Origin of the sequence: Fulvivirga sediminis, from assembly GCF_016757215.1 — a bacterium.
Lineage (GTDB): Bacteria > Bacteroidota > Bacteroidia > Cytophagales > Cyclobacteriaceae > Fulvivirga > Fulvivirga sediminis.
Genome location: NZ_JAESIY010000007.1, coordinates 291604 through 308040, shown reverse-complemented (window position 1 = coordinate 308040; position 16437 = coordinate 291604). Strand labels below are relative to the sequence as shown.

Sequence of the window (16437 nt, the reverse complement as noted above, 5' to 3'; positions counted from 1 at the left end):
TAGTAAATATTATAACGGAGACCATACTGAGTAGCTGTTAGGTGGGCACTGTATTTTTACCCACTTATCGGTTTGTGTAGTTGGTTGCCAGTTAGAATTTCCTGTATAGTCTTTGATAGAGGAGGTGCTCCAGTTAGTTTGCACCCATCGCTCCACCCACACGTTTGAATCATTAAGGTATACAATAAGTCCTGGGGAGCCGTTTCTTCTAGCAATATACTCATCATTATCAGCATATTGGATAGAAGTAGACCCTACAGCTTTGTTATTATGAATCCAGATAAGGTTAATGAGCTTGTCTTTATCTAGCCATTGTTCGAAGTCATTGTAAAAAACAGTGGGATAGCCTTCATGTGTCATAATGTAGGCATAGGCATGCATTTTATCCCCAATGATATCGGTGTCATGGTTGGTGACAAAAGTGACACTTTTGTATGCATCTCTTTTCCAAAGCATATCATCTTGTAGCTTAGTAAGATCATTACCATCAAAGGCCTCATCCATTTTATAATAACAGGCAAAGTCAAAGGCCGATGAGGTTCTGTTAGTAGCATTAACCCAATCTTGTAATAACTGAGCGTTTCCATCCCAGTATTCACCTACTGCAAAACCTCCTACATTATTCATCCATTCTTTAACCACCCAGCCGCCAAAGCCTTTAACGTAGTCAAATCTCCAGCCATCAAAGCCCAATGAATCTCTGTAATATTTACCCACACCATCGGCTCTGTTCCATAACCAGTCTTGGACGTAAGGAGCGGAATGGCTTAAGTCAGGGAAGCCTCCAAAGATGCCTTCATCATAAGTGGCATAGCTGTTAGGGTGGAAGTCACTGGCTGACCTATAGAACTTACCAGAAGCCGGATTAAAGTCGGTGTAGGTATTGGTGCCAGTATAAGGATTTGGTTCTAGTGCTCCGCCGCTGTTATGGTTTAAAACTATATCAGCATACACGTCTATATCGTAACTATGTGCTGTGTTAATGAGTGAAACTAGTTCTGCTTTATTGCCAAAGCGAGTCTCTACAGACCCATGTTGGTTGTAATCTCCAAAGTCAAAGTAGTCGGCAGGGTCGTAGCCCATGGAATATGCGCCGTTTTGAGCTTTGCTTACCGGAGGTAGCCATATGGCGGAAATTCCGGCAGCATCCCAGCTGGGGATTTTATCTTTGATGGAATCGTACCAGTTTCCACCGGCTGGAACATCCCAATAAAAGGCTTGCATTAGCACACCACCACCTGGCCCCGGTAAGCGAGCTTGAGAGTTATCAGTGGTGGTAATAGCATCATCTTTATTTGCAGAGGTTTGTTGTTCTGTAACGGGGTCGGAACAGCTGCTAAAGAGGATTGCTAATAGGAGCGATAGTCCTGATAATATTAATCGTACATTCTTCATGAGGGTAGTATTTTGTTTTCTTATGAATATGTAAATTATTCTGTTTAATCTGTCTGAGAAGTAAGTAAAGTAGTAATGAAAATAAAACAAACGATTGCGGTATCGTTTGTTTTATTTTCATTTTATGAAGCTAGGTAAGATTTACAAGTAGATAAAAATGATTAATCTAAAGGTATGGTCTCTTGTTTTGAGATTTCTATTAGTTTCTCATATTCCTCATTACCCAAATCTCTCTGAAAGAAATTGATAGGGTTAATGGGCTTGAAATTATAGAGTACTTCATAGTGTAGGTGAGCTCCGGAAGATCGGCCTGTATTACCTACATAACCAATAACCTGACCTCTTTTTACATTGTCTCCCTGATCTACAATGTATTTAGTCATGTGAGCATACCTAGTCTGATATCCATAACCATGATTAATGAATACGACGTTTCCGTAAGAACTAGATAAGTATGCTGAAGTAACTATTCCATCACCCGTAGCATAAATAGGTGTACCTACTGGTGCTGTAAAATCTAGCCCGTCATGACTTTTCCATCGCTTAAGTATAGGGTGAAAGCGTTTTCCAAAGCTAGTATGCAGTCGGGTGAGTTCTTTGTTGTTTATAGGCTGAATAGCAGGTCTTGAAGCCCACATTTTCTCTTTTTCGCTGAGTACATTAGAAACCTGATCATAAGATTTACTTTGTATATAAAGTTTCTTTTTTAGACGATCAAGCTTTTGATAGGTATTGATTACCATATCTTCCTGCTCTATATTCTCTTCTAGGATTTCTTTGTATTTATTATGGCCTCCCATACCACCTTCCCTTATTGTGGTGGGAATAGGGTCAGTGTCTAAAATAACTCTATAGATTTTATCATCTTTGAATTCCAATTCATCTGCCTGATGATAAGCTTCTGACAGCTTGTCGTTCATTACCTTCCACTCCATCTTCAGATCATGATTCTTTGATCTTAGTATAGACTCTTTGAGAGGGGTAAAGTTACTTCTGTAAACGTATATAATTCCGGCAGCCAAAATAACCGAAACTGTTATAAAACCTATAACATTAAGAAACATAGCTTTAGGAGTAACCTTGATAGGCTCATATTTGCATGTCTCTGTGTTATAGTAATATCTAATTTTTGCCATTACAAATGGTAAACGAGTTTAAAAAATATGCTTAGTCAAAAGATTGATTTTCTCTGGTAGCTAAATTTAGCAATTGCTGAAAATCATTGTCATCTAAACCTTGCATTAAAAAGTTAACAGGATCTATCTTTTTATTATCTTTAATTACTTCATAATGAACATGAGGCGCTACAGAACCGCCTGAGCTGCCTACATATCCAATAACATCACCTCTCTTCACTTGCTGTCCTTCACTCACATCTATCTTACTTAAGTGGGCATATTTCGTTTTATAGCCAAAACCATGGTCTATTTCTATATAGTTGCCAAATCCTGTTTGGAGAGCGCTTTTATCTTTTACAAGGCTAACTTCTCCATTACCGGTAGCATATACTGCCGTACCTCTTGGAGCAGCAAAATCTATACCACTGTGCATGACTCTGGCTTTATGAAAAGGGTTGATTCTTAGCCCAAAACCAGAAGCTAATCTGGTGTGATCTGGGTTGTTTATGGGTTGAATGGCTGGAAGTGAAGATAGACGTTCACTGTTTTCTTTAGCCAACTGCATTATTTCATCGAAAGACTGATTTTGAATGTGGGCCTTTCTTTTTAATTTATCGATCTGCTTAAAGGTGTTAAGAACCAACTTCCGGTCTTGTAATCCTTTCTCAATAATTCTTTTATATTCTTCGGCACCACCATGACCTGCTTCACGTACAGTAGCAGGTAAGGGCTCCGCCTCATAGATTTTTCTATATATTTTACTATCTCTCTCCTCTAAGGCACTTATTACATTATTAACCTCGCCCATTTCAGCTTCCAATTCCTCATAATATTTGCTGAGTTCTTTATTCTCTTTTTTTAGCTTAGCTTCGGTGGGTGATTCAAAATATGTATTATATACAAGTACAAAGACCAATGAAAGCACGAAGGCAACTGAAAGAAAACCGAGCATATTAAGAATTACGTCAGAGGTGGTGACCTTTGCTCTTTCGTAACGGCAGGTTTCTGTATCGTAGTAATATTTTATTCGGGCCATTATTATGTAAGCTAAAAACTACTATTTTTGTGCTCCGTGAATAGCTAGTGTTTTATAACGCGCAGCCTTAAGCTTTGGTTTAAATGCAATATATTAAATTTCTTTTGAAAAAGCTTTCGGCCGCAAAAATATCAAATTTTTCAATAATCAATGGATTCTAGGTCAATAAGGAAAAAGTTTCTCGAGTTTTTTAAGGAAAAAGGGCATCAAATAGTTCCCTCAGCTCCTATGGTAAATAAGAATGATCCTACATTAATGTTTACTAATGCGGGTATGAACCAGTTTAAGGATTACTTCCTTGGTAATAAAAAACCTGCCTACTTGAGGGCTACAGATACACAGAAATGTTTGAGGGTTTCAGGAAAGCATAATGACCTTGAAGAGGTTGGCTTGGATACTTACCATCATACCATGTTTGAAATGTTGGGCAACTGGTCTTTTGGCGATTATTTTAAAGAGGAAGCCATAGCCTGGTCATGGGAGCTGCTTACCGAAGTATACAAATTACCTAAAGAAAGGTTATATGTAACCGTGTTTGGTGGAGATGAAGGAGATCAATTAGATATAGATCATGATGCCTATGATTACTGGACAAAAATTATAGATAAAGATAGAATCCTCTACGGTTCTAAAAAGGATAATTTCTGGGAAATGGGAGATACAGGACCATGTGGCCCTTGTTCTGAAATTCATATTGATTTAAGGCCTCAAGAGGAAATAGATAATGAGCCAGGAAAAGACCTGGTTAATGAAGATCATCCTTTGGTGGTAGAAATCTGGAACCTGGTATTTATTGAGTTTAACAGACAGGCTTCTGGTGAGTTAGTATCATTACCTGCTAAGCATATAGACACAGGTATGGGGTTTGAAAGGCTTTGTATGGCTATACAAAATAAAACCTCGAACTATGATACCGATGTTTTTACTCCTCTAATAGAATTTCTTTGCAAAAAGGCAGGCATCACTTATGGTGAAAATAAAGCCAACGACATAGCGGTAAGAGTGATCTCAGATCATGTAAGAGCTATTTCTTTTGCTGTGGCCGATGGTCAGCTGCCGTCTAACACAGGAGCAGGTTATGTTATAAGAAGGATATTAAGGCGTGCCGTGAGATATGGCTACACCTTCCTAAAGCAAGATGCTCCTTTTATTTATGAATTGGTGGCTATTTTGGTAGAGCAGTTTCATGACGTATTTCCTGAGCTTAAAGCGCAAGAAGATTTTGTGGCTAAAGTAATAGAGCAGGAAGAAGCTTCTTTTTTAAGAACACTAGAGAATGGTCTTAAGAAGCTAGATGCAGTAACAGAACAAATGAAAACTGAAGGTTCTCAAGTAATAGAAGGAAAATTGGCCTTTGAATTATATGATACCTATGGATTTCCGCTTGACCTAACTTCTTTGATAGCCAGAGAAAATGGCTTTACTGTGGATGAAGAAGGTTTTTCTGCAGAAATGCAAGTGCAAAAATCCCGATCGAAAGCAGATGCTGCTAAAGAAACTGGAGACTGGAATGTGGTAAACACTGGAGAGGATGTAGAGTTTGTGGGTTATGATTACCTTGAGAGCAAATCTCGCATTCTGAGATACAGAACTATAAAGCAAAAAGGTAAAAGCATATATCAATTAGTACTAGATAAGACTCCATTCTATGCAGAGAGTGGTGGGCAGGTAGGAGATAGGGGGTATTTGGAAGCCAATGGTGAAAAGGTTCATGTTATTGACACCAAAAAAGAAAATGACCTTATCATCCATATTACAGATCGTTTGCCGGAAGATATGGAAGCTGAATTTGATGCCATAGTAAATGTCCAAAAAAGATCACTCACTATGAATAATCATTCGGCCACACACCTTTTACATGCTGCATTAAGACAGGTGCTGGGGAATCATGTAGAGCAAAGAGGGTCTCTAGTGAATGCTGATGTACTAAGGTTTGACTTTTCTCACTTCCAAAAAATGACTCCTGAGGAGATTAAGGAGGTAGAGAAGATCGTTAATAGAAAAATAAGACAGAATATTCCTTTGTTAGAAAGACGGAATGTGCCGATAGAAGAAGCTAAATCTATGGGTGCTATGGCTTTGTTCGGAGAGAAATATGGAGATTTTGTAAGGGTAATCACTTTTGATGAGAACTACTCAGTAGAGCTTTGTGGTGGTACGCATGTGAAATCCACCGGACAGATAGGATTATTGAAAATTGTTTCTGAGGGTTCTGTAGCCGCTGGTGTAAGAAGGATAGAGGCTATTACGGCTGATGCAGCTGAAGAGTATGTAAACAATCAGTTGGAGCTGATAGAAGAAGTAAAAGAGTTGCTTAAAAACCCCAAAGATGTAAAAGCTGCTGTAAATGCTTTGGTAGAGCAACGCAATAAGCTTGAGAAGGAAATAGAGGCTTTACACGCTGGAGAAACACAAAAGCTTAAGCAGGAGCTTATCGGTAAAGTGAAATCAGAAAATGGCATTCAAGTGCTTATCGAGAAAGTGTCACTTCCTGCAGGAGATGCGTTGAAAACACTTTCATTTGAGCTTAAAAATGAGGTTGAAAATCTGTTTATGGTTTTAGCTGCTGATATTGAAGGTAAGCCACAGATCTCAGTAGTAGTGGCAGATAACCTTATAAAAGAAAAAGGACTGAATGCCGGATCTATAGTTAGAGAACTGGCAAAAGAAATAAAAGGAGGAGGTGGTGGTCAACCATTCTTTGCTACCGCAGGAGGAAAAGATCTATCTGGAATAGATAATGTTTTGGAGAAAGCCAGAGAGATTATTTAATTTGGTATTATGATAGATACATCGGTAAGAGAAAAATATACCGCGGTTATTGGTCTTGAGGTTCACGCCCAGCTGCTGACTAAAACAAAAATATACAATACAGATGCTAATGCCTATGGGCATTCTCCTAATACTAATGTAAGTGTAATTACATTGGGACATCCTGGCACCTTACCTAAGCTGAATAAGAAGGTGGTGGAATATGCTATAAAAATGGGGTTAGCCTGTGGTTGTGATATTAGCCGTGAACAAATATTTGATAGGAAGAATTATTTCTATCCTGACTTACCGAAGGGCTATCAACTTACCCAAGATCGTACACCTATCTGTATGAATGGTCATGTTACTGTTTTTCCTAAAAATGGAGAGCCGAGAGACATTACTCTGAATAGAATTCATATAGAAGAGGATGCCGGTAAGTCTATTCACTTGGCAGGGGAAACAGATAGCCTGGTAGACTTTAACCGGGCTGGTGTACCACTTATTGAGATAGTTACTGAGCCAGCTATCAGGTCATCCGAAGAAGCCAATTCCTTTTTAACGGAAGTGAGAAAGCTAGTCCGTTATTTGGATATCTGCGATGGCAATATGGAAGAAGGATCTTTGCGCTGCGACGCGAATATATCTGTAATGCTTAAAGGATCTACTACGTTGGGTAAAAAGGTGGAAGTGAAAAATATGAACTCTATCCGCAATGTGCAGCGAGCCATTGATCATGAGATAGAGAGACAAATAGCTGAAATTGAAAAAGGAAATACTATCTTTTCTGAAACCAGAACTTTTGATGCGGCAACTGGCACTACTGCAGGTATGCGTACCAAGGAAGAACTTAATGATTATAGATATTTTCCTGATCCGGATTTGAGTCCTTTAATAGTTAGTGAAGAATGGCTAAAGGAAATAGAGGCAACTATGCCAAGTTTGCCTAATGACCTTTTGGCTAAGTACGTTAAAGAATTTAATCTACCTGAGTATGATGCTCAGGTGCTCACTGATACAAAAGAGATAGCAGCGTATTTTGAGGCTTTATGTGGGAAAACATCAAACTATAAAGCGGCATCTAACTGGGTCATGGGCCCGGTAAAATCTTATTTGAATGACTCTAATGAAAATATAGAAGACCTCTCGGTCACTCCCGAGAATCTGGCTGAGATAATACAACTGGTTGATGAGAGTAAAGTAAGCTTTTCTGCTGCCAGTCAGCGATTGTTTCCCGCTATGCTCAAAGGAGATGGTCAGTCTGCATTAGCAACAGCCGAATCTCTAGGACTAATACAAGATAGTGATAGTGACAGTATTGGCGAACTTATAGATGAGGTCTTGGCCGCATTTCCTGATAAAGTGGCTGCATACCGGAAAGGACAAAAGGGCCTTATAGGTATGTTCATGGGCGAGGTAATGAAAAAAAGCAATGGTAGTGCCGATCCTAAAATAACAAATGAACTTTTAAGAAATAAGCTTGCTTAAGCACCTAAAGAAAAACTCAATGAATAGAATTTCAATTATATTTTTCCTAACGATTTTTTGTGCCTGTTCCGGGTCTTCACAAACAGAAAGTGATGCTGCTGGCGTTACTATTACGGGGTCTGTAAGTCATCCTCAAAGTGGTAATATAATCTTGGAAAAATTTACTGATAACAGTAATCAACCCATAGACACGATACAGTTAGCTGAAGATAACAGCTTTACAGTAAGAGTAAATGTAGATACTCCAGGGTATTATCGTCTGAATTTTTACAATAAACAAATAGTGCCTTTAATACTTGATGATGAGGATATAGAGGTGAATGTAGATGGTAACAATGAAAGAGGCTTTAGAGAGGTGAAAGGCTCTAGTGATCATGACTTTATAGTAGAAGTGCAGAAGATGTTTCAAAATTTCCAGAATGGAGAAGAAGTTCAAAAGATAAATGAAGAGTTTTTAACCTCTCAGCGTGAAGGAGATGAGGCCAAAATGGAATCGTTAAAAGAGGCATATATGGACCTTGATGACGCATTTAGAAAAAAGATCATGAGCAAAATAGATACTTTAGGAGCTTCTCTAGGGGTTATTGAAGTTTTAAGAAGTGGAAACTTCTTAGATAGAGATAAGTACTTTGACTTTTATAGTAGCTACGCAGAATTATTGAAAAAGGATATGCCAAATAATCCTATTGCTAAAGATTTTGTGGAAAATGTAGAGAATATGAAAAATCTGGCTATCGGTAAAGTGGCGCCAGATATAGCACTACCTAACCCTGATGGAGAAGTAGTAAAGCTGTCATCTTTGAGAGGAAAATATGTGCTGGTTGATTTTTGGGCTAAGTGGTGTGGACCGTGTCGTAGGGAAAATCCTAATGTGGTTAGACTTTATGATAAATACAATAAGGAAGGTTTTGAAGTCTACGGTGTATCACTAGACAGAAGAAGGGAAGACTGGTTACAGGCGATCGAGCAGGATAATCTTCACTGGACTCAGGTGTCTGATTTAAAATACTGGAACTCAGAAGCCGCTAAACTTTATAATGTGAAAGCGATACCTTTTGCTTTGCTATTAGATCCTGATGGAGTTATCATTGGTAAAAACTTAAGAGGAAGAGAATTAGAAAATAAGCTTGAGGAGATATTTAACAAAGGCTAGAACTCGCAAGAAATATATGTACAGCAAAAGCTCCTGTCTATTATGACAGGAGCTTTTTTGTATTAAAGGGTATGTATTTTAAGTAACTGGCAACACAGATTCTTTTTAGCTACATGGGCGGTGTCAAAATTTCCTTAAAGTTCAACTCTATAGCGGCATCTTGAATGAAATAAAGAAAATATTCAACTGCTGAATACGCTTGGCGCCGTTCATTTTAGAAGGAAGGAATTTATGACCTCATTTTTTAAAAAGCTTTTTAACAACGGTTATTGTTGCTAGAACAATAACGCCTACTATAAGTCCTGTAAGAAATTCGAATAAGATTCCAGGAATAGCTATTCTTTCTGCAAGATGATGCATAAAAGACAGATTATGAACAAATATGCCTCCAGATACAAGCATAAGTGCGATGGTTCCTATTACAGATAGGCCTTTTATAACTTTTGGTAATGCAGAAACTAAGAGTTTACCAACCTTGTCTGAAAATGAATCGTCTTCTTCATTAAGTTTGATGAGTTTGAAACCAAATTCATCCATGCGAACAATTAGGGCCACAATACCATAAACGCCAATGGTAGCGATTAAAGCAATAAGAGTTACCACAGGAATTTGGATCTCTATGGGAGATTGAGAAACTTCACCTAAAGCTACAATTATAATTTCTACAGAAAGGATAAAATCAGTTATAATGGCCGATTTAACTTTCTCTTTTTCGTGTGCAAGAATTTCTTCTTCACTAAGATTTTTGGCTACCACAGATTCCTTTTTATGAGCATGAGGCACAAGGAATTCATATATTTTTTCAGCGCCTTCATATGCCAGGTAGAGACCTCCTATGACTAAGATGACTATTATGGCCATGGGTACGAATGCACTTAATAAAAATGCAACAGGCAGTATAATGACTTTATTTAACAATGATCCTTTAGTAATGGACCATAGCACAGGAAGCTCCCTGGAAGACATAAAACCGGAGGCTTTCTCGGCGTTTACGGCTAAATCATCACCTAAAATACCAGCGGTCTTTTTACCCGCCAATTTACCCATAGTTGCGACATCATCCATTAGAGAAGCGACATCGTCTAAAAGTGCAAAAAATCCTGAAGCCATATTATTTTTATATTAAAAAGGGCAAAGTAAATAATTTTTATTTAAAAATGTTTATAAGTAAGCAAAGGATAATTCTTAAAGATATTTCCTAAATACATTTGACTAAAACTCATTACATATACCATCATCTTGTTTATTCTGAGGTTATAGATGTTGTTAACTAATACCATCTTCAAGGGGCAAATATTGATACTGCATATTTTGGGTATAAATGGTACGCCCATGTTATTCATTTAGTTATATACTATATTTTATATTTAATAAAATATGTTTATTTTCAGTAAGGTCATTTTACAGAATTATGGATTTGCTAACTGAAGTTTTAAAAGAGAGGTACGTCACCGTTTTGTATGATGAAAGCTTACAATTAGGTAAAATAATTTGGACGGAGGATAAAAGTCTTACTATAGAGCAATACCAGAAGCCTTTTCAAGTGTTATTAGATTGGTCTCAAGGTAGTAAAATGGTAACTCTTTTTCTTTCTGATACACGCAATCAAGGAGTTGTATCTCCTGAAAATAGGAAATGGTTTGAATATGAAATGCTTCCTGCCGCTATTAAAGGAGGCCTCAAAAGGGCTGCTGTAATCTCCGGAGGTAATGTGTTTAAAAGATACTACCTTAACATTCTTTTGAGTGCAGTGAACAAGTTTAATCTACCTTTTAAAATATGCGGCGATGAAGCATCTGCAATGAAGTTTTTAACAGGTAAAGACTAAACTCAAATTTATTATTTAAACACAACGACCAAAGAGAATAAGTATCTTTTATTAATCTGAAACAAGGGTGTATATCGATCTTGGCATAAGCTGGATAAAGCTGCTTTGAACATCACCACGGTACTTAAATCGGTTGGAGCGATTAGTAATGTACTGATTATACCATTCAGCTGATTCACCGTTAATTTTGAGAGTATAGTAATCTTCAGTATAGTTAATGACCACCAGCACCGTTTCTTTCGTGGCAGGATGCTGATAAGCAGAGATCATTACTCCCTCAGCTGCTTCTATAGCGGTTGCCTGATCTGATCTGGTTAATCCTATTCTTTGCATTCCAGGTCTAACAAATCGGCTATAGTGTCCTAAAGCATAGAAGTTACCAGTTACCGCGTAGGAACCATCAGACCAATCTTCATTAGGTTCCAGAGCTATGAGGTAATAGCGAGTGTCCTTTTTCCAGTCTCCAGGCTCAAAGCTGTTCCAATAATGCCAGGCACTGGCATTGCCCACAACCAGATCATGGTGAATTATTTTAGCTAAAAATAATCCACAGTCCAGCGTAGATCGGCTTTCTTCACCTTCAAGGTAGCCGTTACCCAATAAGCTATATTCACTCTGCCAATAGTCTAAGTTATACGCCGACGAGCTTTTTTTTAATTTTTCCCTAACGGAAATAATTTGCTCATTACTACCATCAGTAAAATAGCTATGGCCTGCCACATATGTCGCCAAATGACTTAAATTACCCAGGTATAACTTACTTTTGTTATTCCAAAAAGTGTTGATTTGATCTGATGTGGGCCCATTTTCGTCTGTCAGGTAGGTAAGCATGGCTGCTTCAGGAATGACAATTTTAGTGGCTGATTTATTCTTTTTAAGAGCCTTGTTCACTTCAGTGATTACTTCAAACATTTCCTCGTTGCTGTAGGGGGTGCCTTCCTGTTTTGCATGGCCAAATTCTCCATGCCAGTCCCATTGAGGCTCATTAATGGGACTTAAATAATTAAAATGATAACCTTCATTATCAAAATGCTGCACTATCGTAGCTAAAAAATGACCAAAATCTTTGTAATGCTCTTTTTTAAGATTGGTTGTATGACCTTTCGTTTGCAAGAATCCAAGCTGGTTTTTATTAAAGAATACAGGAGGAGAGTTAACAAAAGCGATTAGATTAGGGACTTTGTAATCAGAGGCTTTCTTCAAAAAGTATTGATAGCCGGGCTGTTTGCTCCAGTCATATTGTCCATTTTCACCAAGAAAGGATTCTACTCGGTGGTTTGGTTCTATGATGCCACTACTGTCTCCTTGCTCAGCAGTACCAGCCCCAATGTTAAATCTCCATGCACTGAGGCCTAAACCCTTAGGACTACCATTTTCAGTTTTTTCGGTGCTGAACAAAAGTTCGGCTATATGTTCTTTCTTTTGATCGGGCCAATGAGCTCCAATAGGCTCTGCAAACCAACATCCAGAAGCCCCAAAGCTATGTATAGTTTGAAATGCTTGTTCAGGATGCAGTTCTATTTCAAGTTCTTTAGGAGGTGTTTGTGCTAAAAGTGAACCTGAGATCAATGAAACAGAAAAAAGGAAGCAAAAGAAATTTTGAATCATGGGAAGAAATGATCTTTTGATCTAGATGAATTATAGGTGGTAAAATTATCCTTCTGGGTAATATGATCAAAACTTCTTTTAAAATTTCATAGTTATGGTGTTATTAGCGATTTATCATGCTTGGTCCAAAGAAGTTTTGAAGTGTCGAAGCCGTGCTTTTCGGCCAAGTTTAAATATGCTTTTTTAATATCTTCAGGCATTTCAGTATTCCGAGAAAGTAGCCACATATAATCCCTGTTTTTCCCCACCACCAAAGCATTTTGATAATCAGGGTCTATGGCTATAACATTGTAACCAGAGTAGAAAGGCCCGAAAAATGAGACTTTAAGCTCTGCAATGCTATCATCTTTCACAAATTTTGCTTTACCTATGGCTTCATTGAATTCGTCTTTTTTAGCGTTATAGCCACGATTTATTACTTTAATAGTGCCGTCTGAATTTAAAGAATACTCTGCCGTTACATGGCTCAGACCCTTTTCGAACCTAAAGTCAAAGCGAGCGATTTCATACCATTTTCCAAGATACCTTTCTTTATTAAAAGACTTAACAGCCTCCACACCTTGAGGAATATTTTTCTTTGGCCATAATAAGAAAGTTGCTGCTCCAATGGCAATAACGGCACTGGCTGTATATATGATGTGTTTCTTTTTCATGTCATTCAATTTATACTGAAACAGATGATGCTCTGGTTTGTTGGTGTCGGCATCATTGATTTTTTATGAGTTTACGGATAACTATTACTCATTAATTGTAAATAATTACAGAAGTAAAAGTTGGCTTATGATGAAGCAAAGATATAACGGGCTATTGATAAAATGACTTATCTTTGTGAAATGAATGCAGAGATAGAGAAGATAGAAGAGGCAATATCGCCTTTAAGAAAGCAGCTCACTACTCATAAGATGTACGATAAATTATCATCGTTAGATGATATACGAAATTTTATGGGCCAGCATGTATATGCGGTATGGGATTTTATGTCGCTTTTAAAAGCCTTGCAACGGGATTTAACCTGCGTGAATGTACCCTGGCTTCCGGCAAGTGATCCTAGCATTGCCAGGTTTATTAATGAAATAGTGCTGGGAGAGGAGAGCGATCTTGGTGAAAATGGTGAGCCTATGAGTCACTATGAAATGTACTTGGAAGCTATGGAACAAATCAATGCCGATACTTCTGAGATAAGAAACTTTCTTAAGGTTATTATAGACAAAGGTATTGATGAGGCTATAGATAATATAGAAGAACTTGCTGTGCGTGATTTTGTTCGATTCACTTTTGATACTATTAATTCGGGAAAAGCTCATTTGATAGCTTCTGCTTTTACTTTTGGTAGAGAAGATCTTATACCTGATATGTTTATTGAAATAATAAAGAGATCAGAAAAGGAGAATCACGTGAGTTATAATAAACTTACATATTACCTTAATAGACACATAGAGCTGGATGGCGATGAGCATGGTCCCTTATCAATAAAGATGATTACAGCTCTATGCGGAAATGACCAAGTAAAATGGGAGGAGTGCTTACAAACGGCTGAAGTTGCTCTCAATAAGAGGATTAAGCTTTGGGATAGTATAGCAGACAAGATAGAAATGAAGGCGAGCTGAGATAGCTCCCTTTTTTATTCTTTTATCGTTCCTTGCCAATCTAGCGTTAGCTTCTGATCGTTGTCGATGCCTGTAGCCGTGACATCTGCAGTTATTTGCCAAGTTTTTTTGTGCAGTTTTTTGATTTTCACTGTACCTGATTCGATAGGGTTTAAGCCTCGGTTTAGGCACCTACAACCACTTATCTCAATAAATCCTTTATAGCTTTTCCAGTCATTAACCTCTAATTCTTCTGTTTCTGGCACCTTAAGTATTAAGGTTTTGTCCATTCCTGCATCTATTTTCTTATCTCCAGGGCCTACAAACTTCAGGCGAATGACATTATAATTTCCTGATGTTATCAAAGAACTATTTTGATCAGAAGTGCTGATGTCGCTATTGCGGTCAACTTGCAATGATATGTTTGGGTTAGATTGAAGTGCGGTTTTTTGTGCACAGCTGATATTGATAAGAATCAATATCAGCACTACACTACTAAGTGATTTAATCTTCATGAATTACAATTTTTTCAATGACGTCACCTTTTCTAATATCATCAATAACATCTAACCCTTCCACAACTTTGCCAAAGCAAGTATGCTTACCGTCGAGCTGATAGGTATTATCTCTGCTATGACATATAAAGAATTGGCTTCCACCTGTATTTCTACCTGCATGGGCCATAGAAAGTACGCCTTTGTCATGATACTGATTGCCACCGTCAGTCTCGCAGTTTATTCTATAACCAGGGTTGCCATAACCAGTGCCCTCAGGGCAGCCAGTTTGTATTACAAAGTTTGGTATTACTCTATGGAAAATAAGACCATCATAGAAACCTTTGCTAGAAAGGTCTATGAAATTCTTTACAGTGTTAGGAGCATCTTCTTCATAAAAATGCACTTTCATCGTTCCTTTTTCGGTAATTATTTCAGCCGTTTTCATCTCTGTTTTGTTAAGTTAGAATCCCATTTCAAAAATACCAATTTATCGGATACTTAACTGCAAATCAATATGCTCTCCTATCAACAAAAAATGAAATTAATTAATTGGTGGCCGCCAATGCTTGGTACAGGTATTAGTTTGAAGAAAGTATCCGACGATGGAAGAAGGTATGAAGTGGAGATGAAGATGAGGTGGTACAACAGAAATTTGGTAGGCATACACTACGGAGGTTCTCTGTATTCTATGTGCGACCCCTGGTATATGTTTATTTTAATAAATCAGCTCGGTAGTGATTATGTGGTAATGGACAAAGGAGCTAGTATAAGATATAAGAAGCCGGGAAAAGGAACACTAAGGTGTGTATTTCAGGTAAGTAAAGAAGAGGTACAGCACATGAAGGAGGAACTGGACGATGTGGGTAAAAAAGATTATACTTTTTTGTGTGAAGTCAAAAATAATGAAGGAGAGATTATCACGGAGGTAGAAAAGGTGGTATATGTGAGAAAGAAAAATTTTGTTTTTGATGAGCCTAAAAGATCAAAGTAGATATAAATCTTAAACTTAAGGTAATACTAATTATATCTAATTTCTGAAATGGAAATGCAAGTAAATGATAACTTAGAGCCAAACTCTGGATAGAATTAAAATTGAAATAGGTAATGAAATTTTTTTTAAAGGCTTTATTAATTGTTTTTATAATGGGCGGCTCTATTCCTACTTCTTCTTTTGCCCAAAAAAAGGAATACATAAAAGTGATGACCTCTAATATTAGAATGGCATCAAAAGGAGATGGAATTAACTACTGGGATAATCGCAGGGATTGGTACGCTGATTTTGTAAAATTTGAAGATGTAGACATATTCGGAGCTCAGGAAGTATTGTATTCGCAGCTTACTGATATTCAAGATCGTTTACCAGATTATGCTCACATAGGAGTAGGTAGAGAAGGGGAGAATGAGGGAGAATTTTCACCTATATTTTATAAAAAGGATAAGTACGAAGTGCTGAAATCCGAAACTTTTTGGCTTTCTCTTACCCCTAATGAGGTAGGCTCAAAGGGCTGGGATGCTGCCCTACCAAGAATAGTAACTTGGGCTAAGTTTAAAAGCAAAGAGACGGGAGAAGAGTTTTACTTCTTCAACACACATTTTGATCATGTAGGAGAGGAAGCCAGAAAGCAAAGCGCTGCTATGATTAAAGAAAAAGTAGGCGAAGTTGCGGGTAAGCTACCCGTATTTGTAACGGGCGATTTTAATGTGCCTCCTGCCAATGCTCCTTATCAAGAGCTGACGTCAGGTAAAAATAAGATGAAGGATACCTTTAATGAAGCGCCAAAAAAATATGGACCATCGTATACTTTTAATGGTTTTGAATTAGAGCCTGATACTGAAAGAGATAGAATTGATTATATTTTCTTTAATGGAAAGGTATCTATTTTATCATATCAGGTGATGGATGGCCAACGAGGAAAAAGATATATATCAGATCATTTTCCGATTATAGTAGAAGCAGAGCTAAAGTAATTATGGCTT

Annotated in this window: 15 protein-coding genes; 7 read left to right on the top strand and 8 right to left on the bottom strand. The window is 37.6% G+C overall.

The genetic code is table 11. The features are described from left to right. Positions 1–9 precede the first annotated feature (9 nt). The 3 genes from JL102_RS14415 to JL102_RS14405 all read right to left on the bottom strand — a co-directional run bounded on the left by JL102_RS14415 (position 10) and on the right by JL102_RS14405 (position 3549). Positions 10–1395 carry an alpha-amylase gene (locus JL102_RS14415; RefSeq protein ID WP_202245116.1) on the bottom strand — a complete coding sequence of 462 codons (1386 nt, stop codon included), beginning with the start codon at positions 1393–1395 and terminating at the stop codon, positions 10–12. A 161-nt stretch (positions 1396–1556) separates the two neighbouring features. Further along, positions 1557–2531 carry a M23 family metallopeptidase gene (locus tag JL102_RS14410; RefSeq protein ID WP_202245115.1) on the bottom strand — a complete coding sequence of 325 codons (975 nt, stop codon included), beginning with the start codon at positions 2529–2531 and terminating at the stop codon, positions 1557–1559. Between the two features lie 31 nt (positions 2532–2562). Beyond that, on the bottom strand, positions 2563–3549 hold the full coding sequence (locus tag JL102_RS14405) for a M23 family metallopeptidase (protein WP_202245114.1): 987 nt from the start codon (positions 3547–3549) through the stop codon (positions 2563–2565). 150 nt (positions 3550–3699) lie between these two features. Here JL102_RS14405 and alaS point away from each other — a divergent pair, with 150 nt between their 5' ends. The 3 genes from alaS to JL102_RS14390 are packed head-to-tail and all read left to right on the top strand — an operon-like array spanning position 3700 to position 8941. Next, positions 3700–6321, top strand: a complete 2622-nt coding sequence (alaS, locus tag JL102_RS14400; RefSeq protein WP_202245113.1) for an alanine--tRNA ligase — start codon at positions 3700–3702, stop codon at positions 6319–6321. Positions 6322–6330: 9 nt separating this feature from the next. Next, entirely contained in the window at positions 6331–7788 is a 1458-nt protein-coding gene (gene gatB, locus JL102_RS14395; RefSeq protein ID WP_202245112.1) for an Asp-tRNA(Asn)/Glu-tRNA(Gln) amidotransferase subunit GatB, read from the top strand. A gap of 19 nt (positions 7789–7807) precedes the next feature. Then, entirely contained in the window at positions 7808–8941 is a 1134-nt protein-coding gene (locus JL102_RS14390; protein ID WP_202245111.1) for a TlpA disulfide reductase family protein, read from the top strand. Positions 8942–9178: 237 nt separating this feature from the next. Here the strand turns inward: JL102_RS14390 and JL102_RS14385 are convergent, their stop codons facing one another. Further along, the gene (locus JL102_RS14385) at positions 9179–10051 is read right to left on the bottom strand and encodes a DUF808 domain-containing protein (RefSeq protein WP_202245110.1); all 873 of its coding nucleotides are present in this window, start codon (positions 10049–10051) and stop codon (positions 9179–9181) included. 301 nt (positions 10052–10352) lie between these two features. Between JL102_RS14385 and JL102_RS14380 the strand changes: the two genes are divergently transcribed. After that, entirely contained in the window at positions 10353–10769 is a 417-nt protein-coding gene (locus JL102_RS14380) for a hypothetical protein (RefSeq protein ID WP_202245109.1), read from the top strand. 51 nt (positions 10770–10820) lie between these two features. Here JL102_RS14380 and JL102_RS14375 read toward each other — a convergent pair whose 3' ends face one another. Both JL102_RS14375 and JL102_RS14370 read right to left on the bottom strand, forming a co-directional pair. Next, positions 10821–12377 (bottom strand): glycoside hydrolase, encoded by a 1557-nt coding sequence (locus JL102_RS14375; RefSeq protein ID WP_202245108.1) that lies wholly within the window; start codon positions 12375–12377, stop codon positions 10821–10823. Between the two features lie 92 nt (positions 12378–12469). Beyond that, positions 12470–13030, bottom strand: a complete 561-nt coding sequence (locus JL102_RS14370; RefSeq protein ID WP_202245107.1) for a lipocalin family protein — start codon at positions 13028–13030, stop codon at positions 12470–12472. Between the two features lie 162 nt (positions 13031–13192). On the opposite strand from JL102_RS14370, the gene JL102_RS14365 reads away from it, so the two are divergent. After that, positions 13193–13984: a DUF3050 domain-containing protein gene (locus tag JL102_RS14365; RefSeq protein WP_237390595.1), complete on the top strand. Its 792-nt coding sequence runs from the start codon at positions 13193–13195 to the stop codon at positions 13982–13984. Positions 13985–13998: 14 nt separating this feature from the next. Here the strand turns inward: JL102_RS14365 and JL102_RS14360 are convergent, their stop codons facing one another. Both JL102_RS14360 and JL102_RS14355 read right to left on the bottom strand, forming a co-directional pair. Then, a complete protein-coding gene (locus JL102_RS14360; protein ID WP_202245106.1) occupies positions 13999–14478 on the bottom strand; it encodes a hypothetical protein in 480 nt (159 codons plus the stop codon). Further along, complete coding sequence (locus JL102_RS14355) at positions 14468–14905, bottom strand: peptidylprolyl isomerase (RefSeq protein WP_202245105.1); 438 nt, start codon at positions 14903–14905, stop codon at positions 14468–14470. Before JL102_RS14355 ends, JL102_RS14360 begins: the two co-directional genes overlap by 11 nt. A 90-nt stretch (positions 14906–14995) precedes the next feature. Between JL102_RS14355 and JL102_RS14350 the strand changes: the two genes are divergently transcribed. Together JL102_RS14350 and JL102_RS14345 are read left to right on the top strand one after the other, a co-directional pair. Continuing rightward, the gene (locus JL102_RS14350; RefSeq protein ID WP_202245104.1) at positions 14996–15451 is read left to right on the top strand and encodes a DUF4442 domain-containing protein; all 456 of its coding nucleotides are present in this window, start codon (positions 14996–14998) and stop codon (positions 15449–15451) included. A 113-nt stretch (positions 15452–15564) separates the two neighbouring features. Beyond that, positions 15565–16428, top strand: coding sequence for an endonuclease/exonuclease/phosphatase family protein (locus JL102_RS14345; protein ID WP_202245103.1), 864 nt, complete (start codon positions 15565–15567; stop codon positions 16426–16428). The last annotated feature ends 9 nt before the right edge of the window (positions 16429–16437 follow it).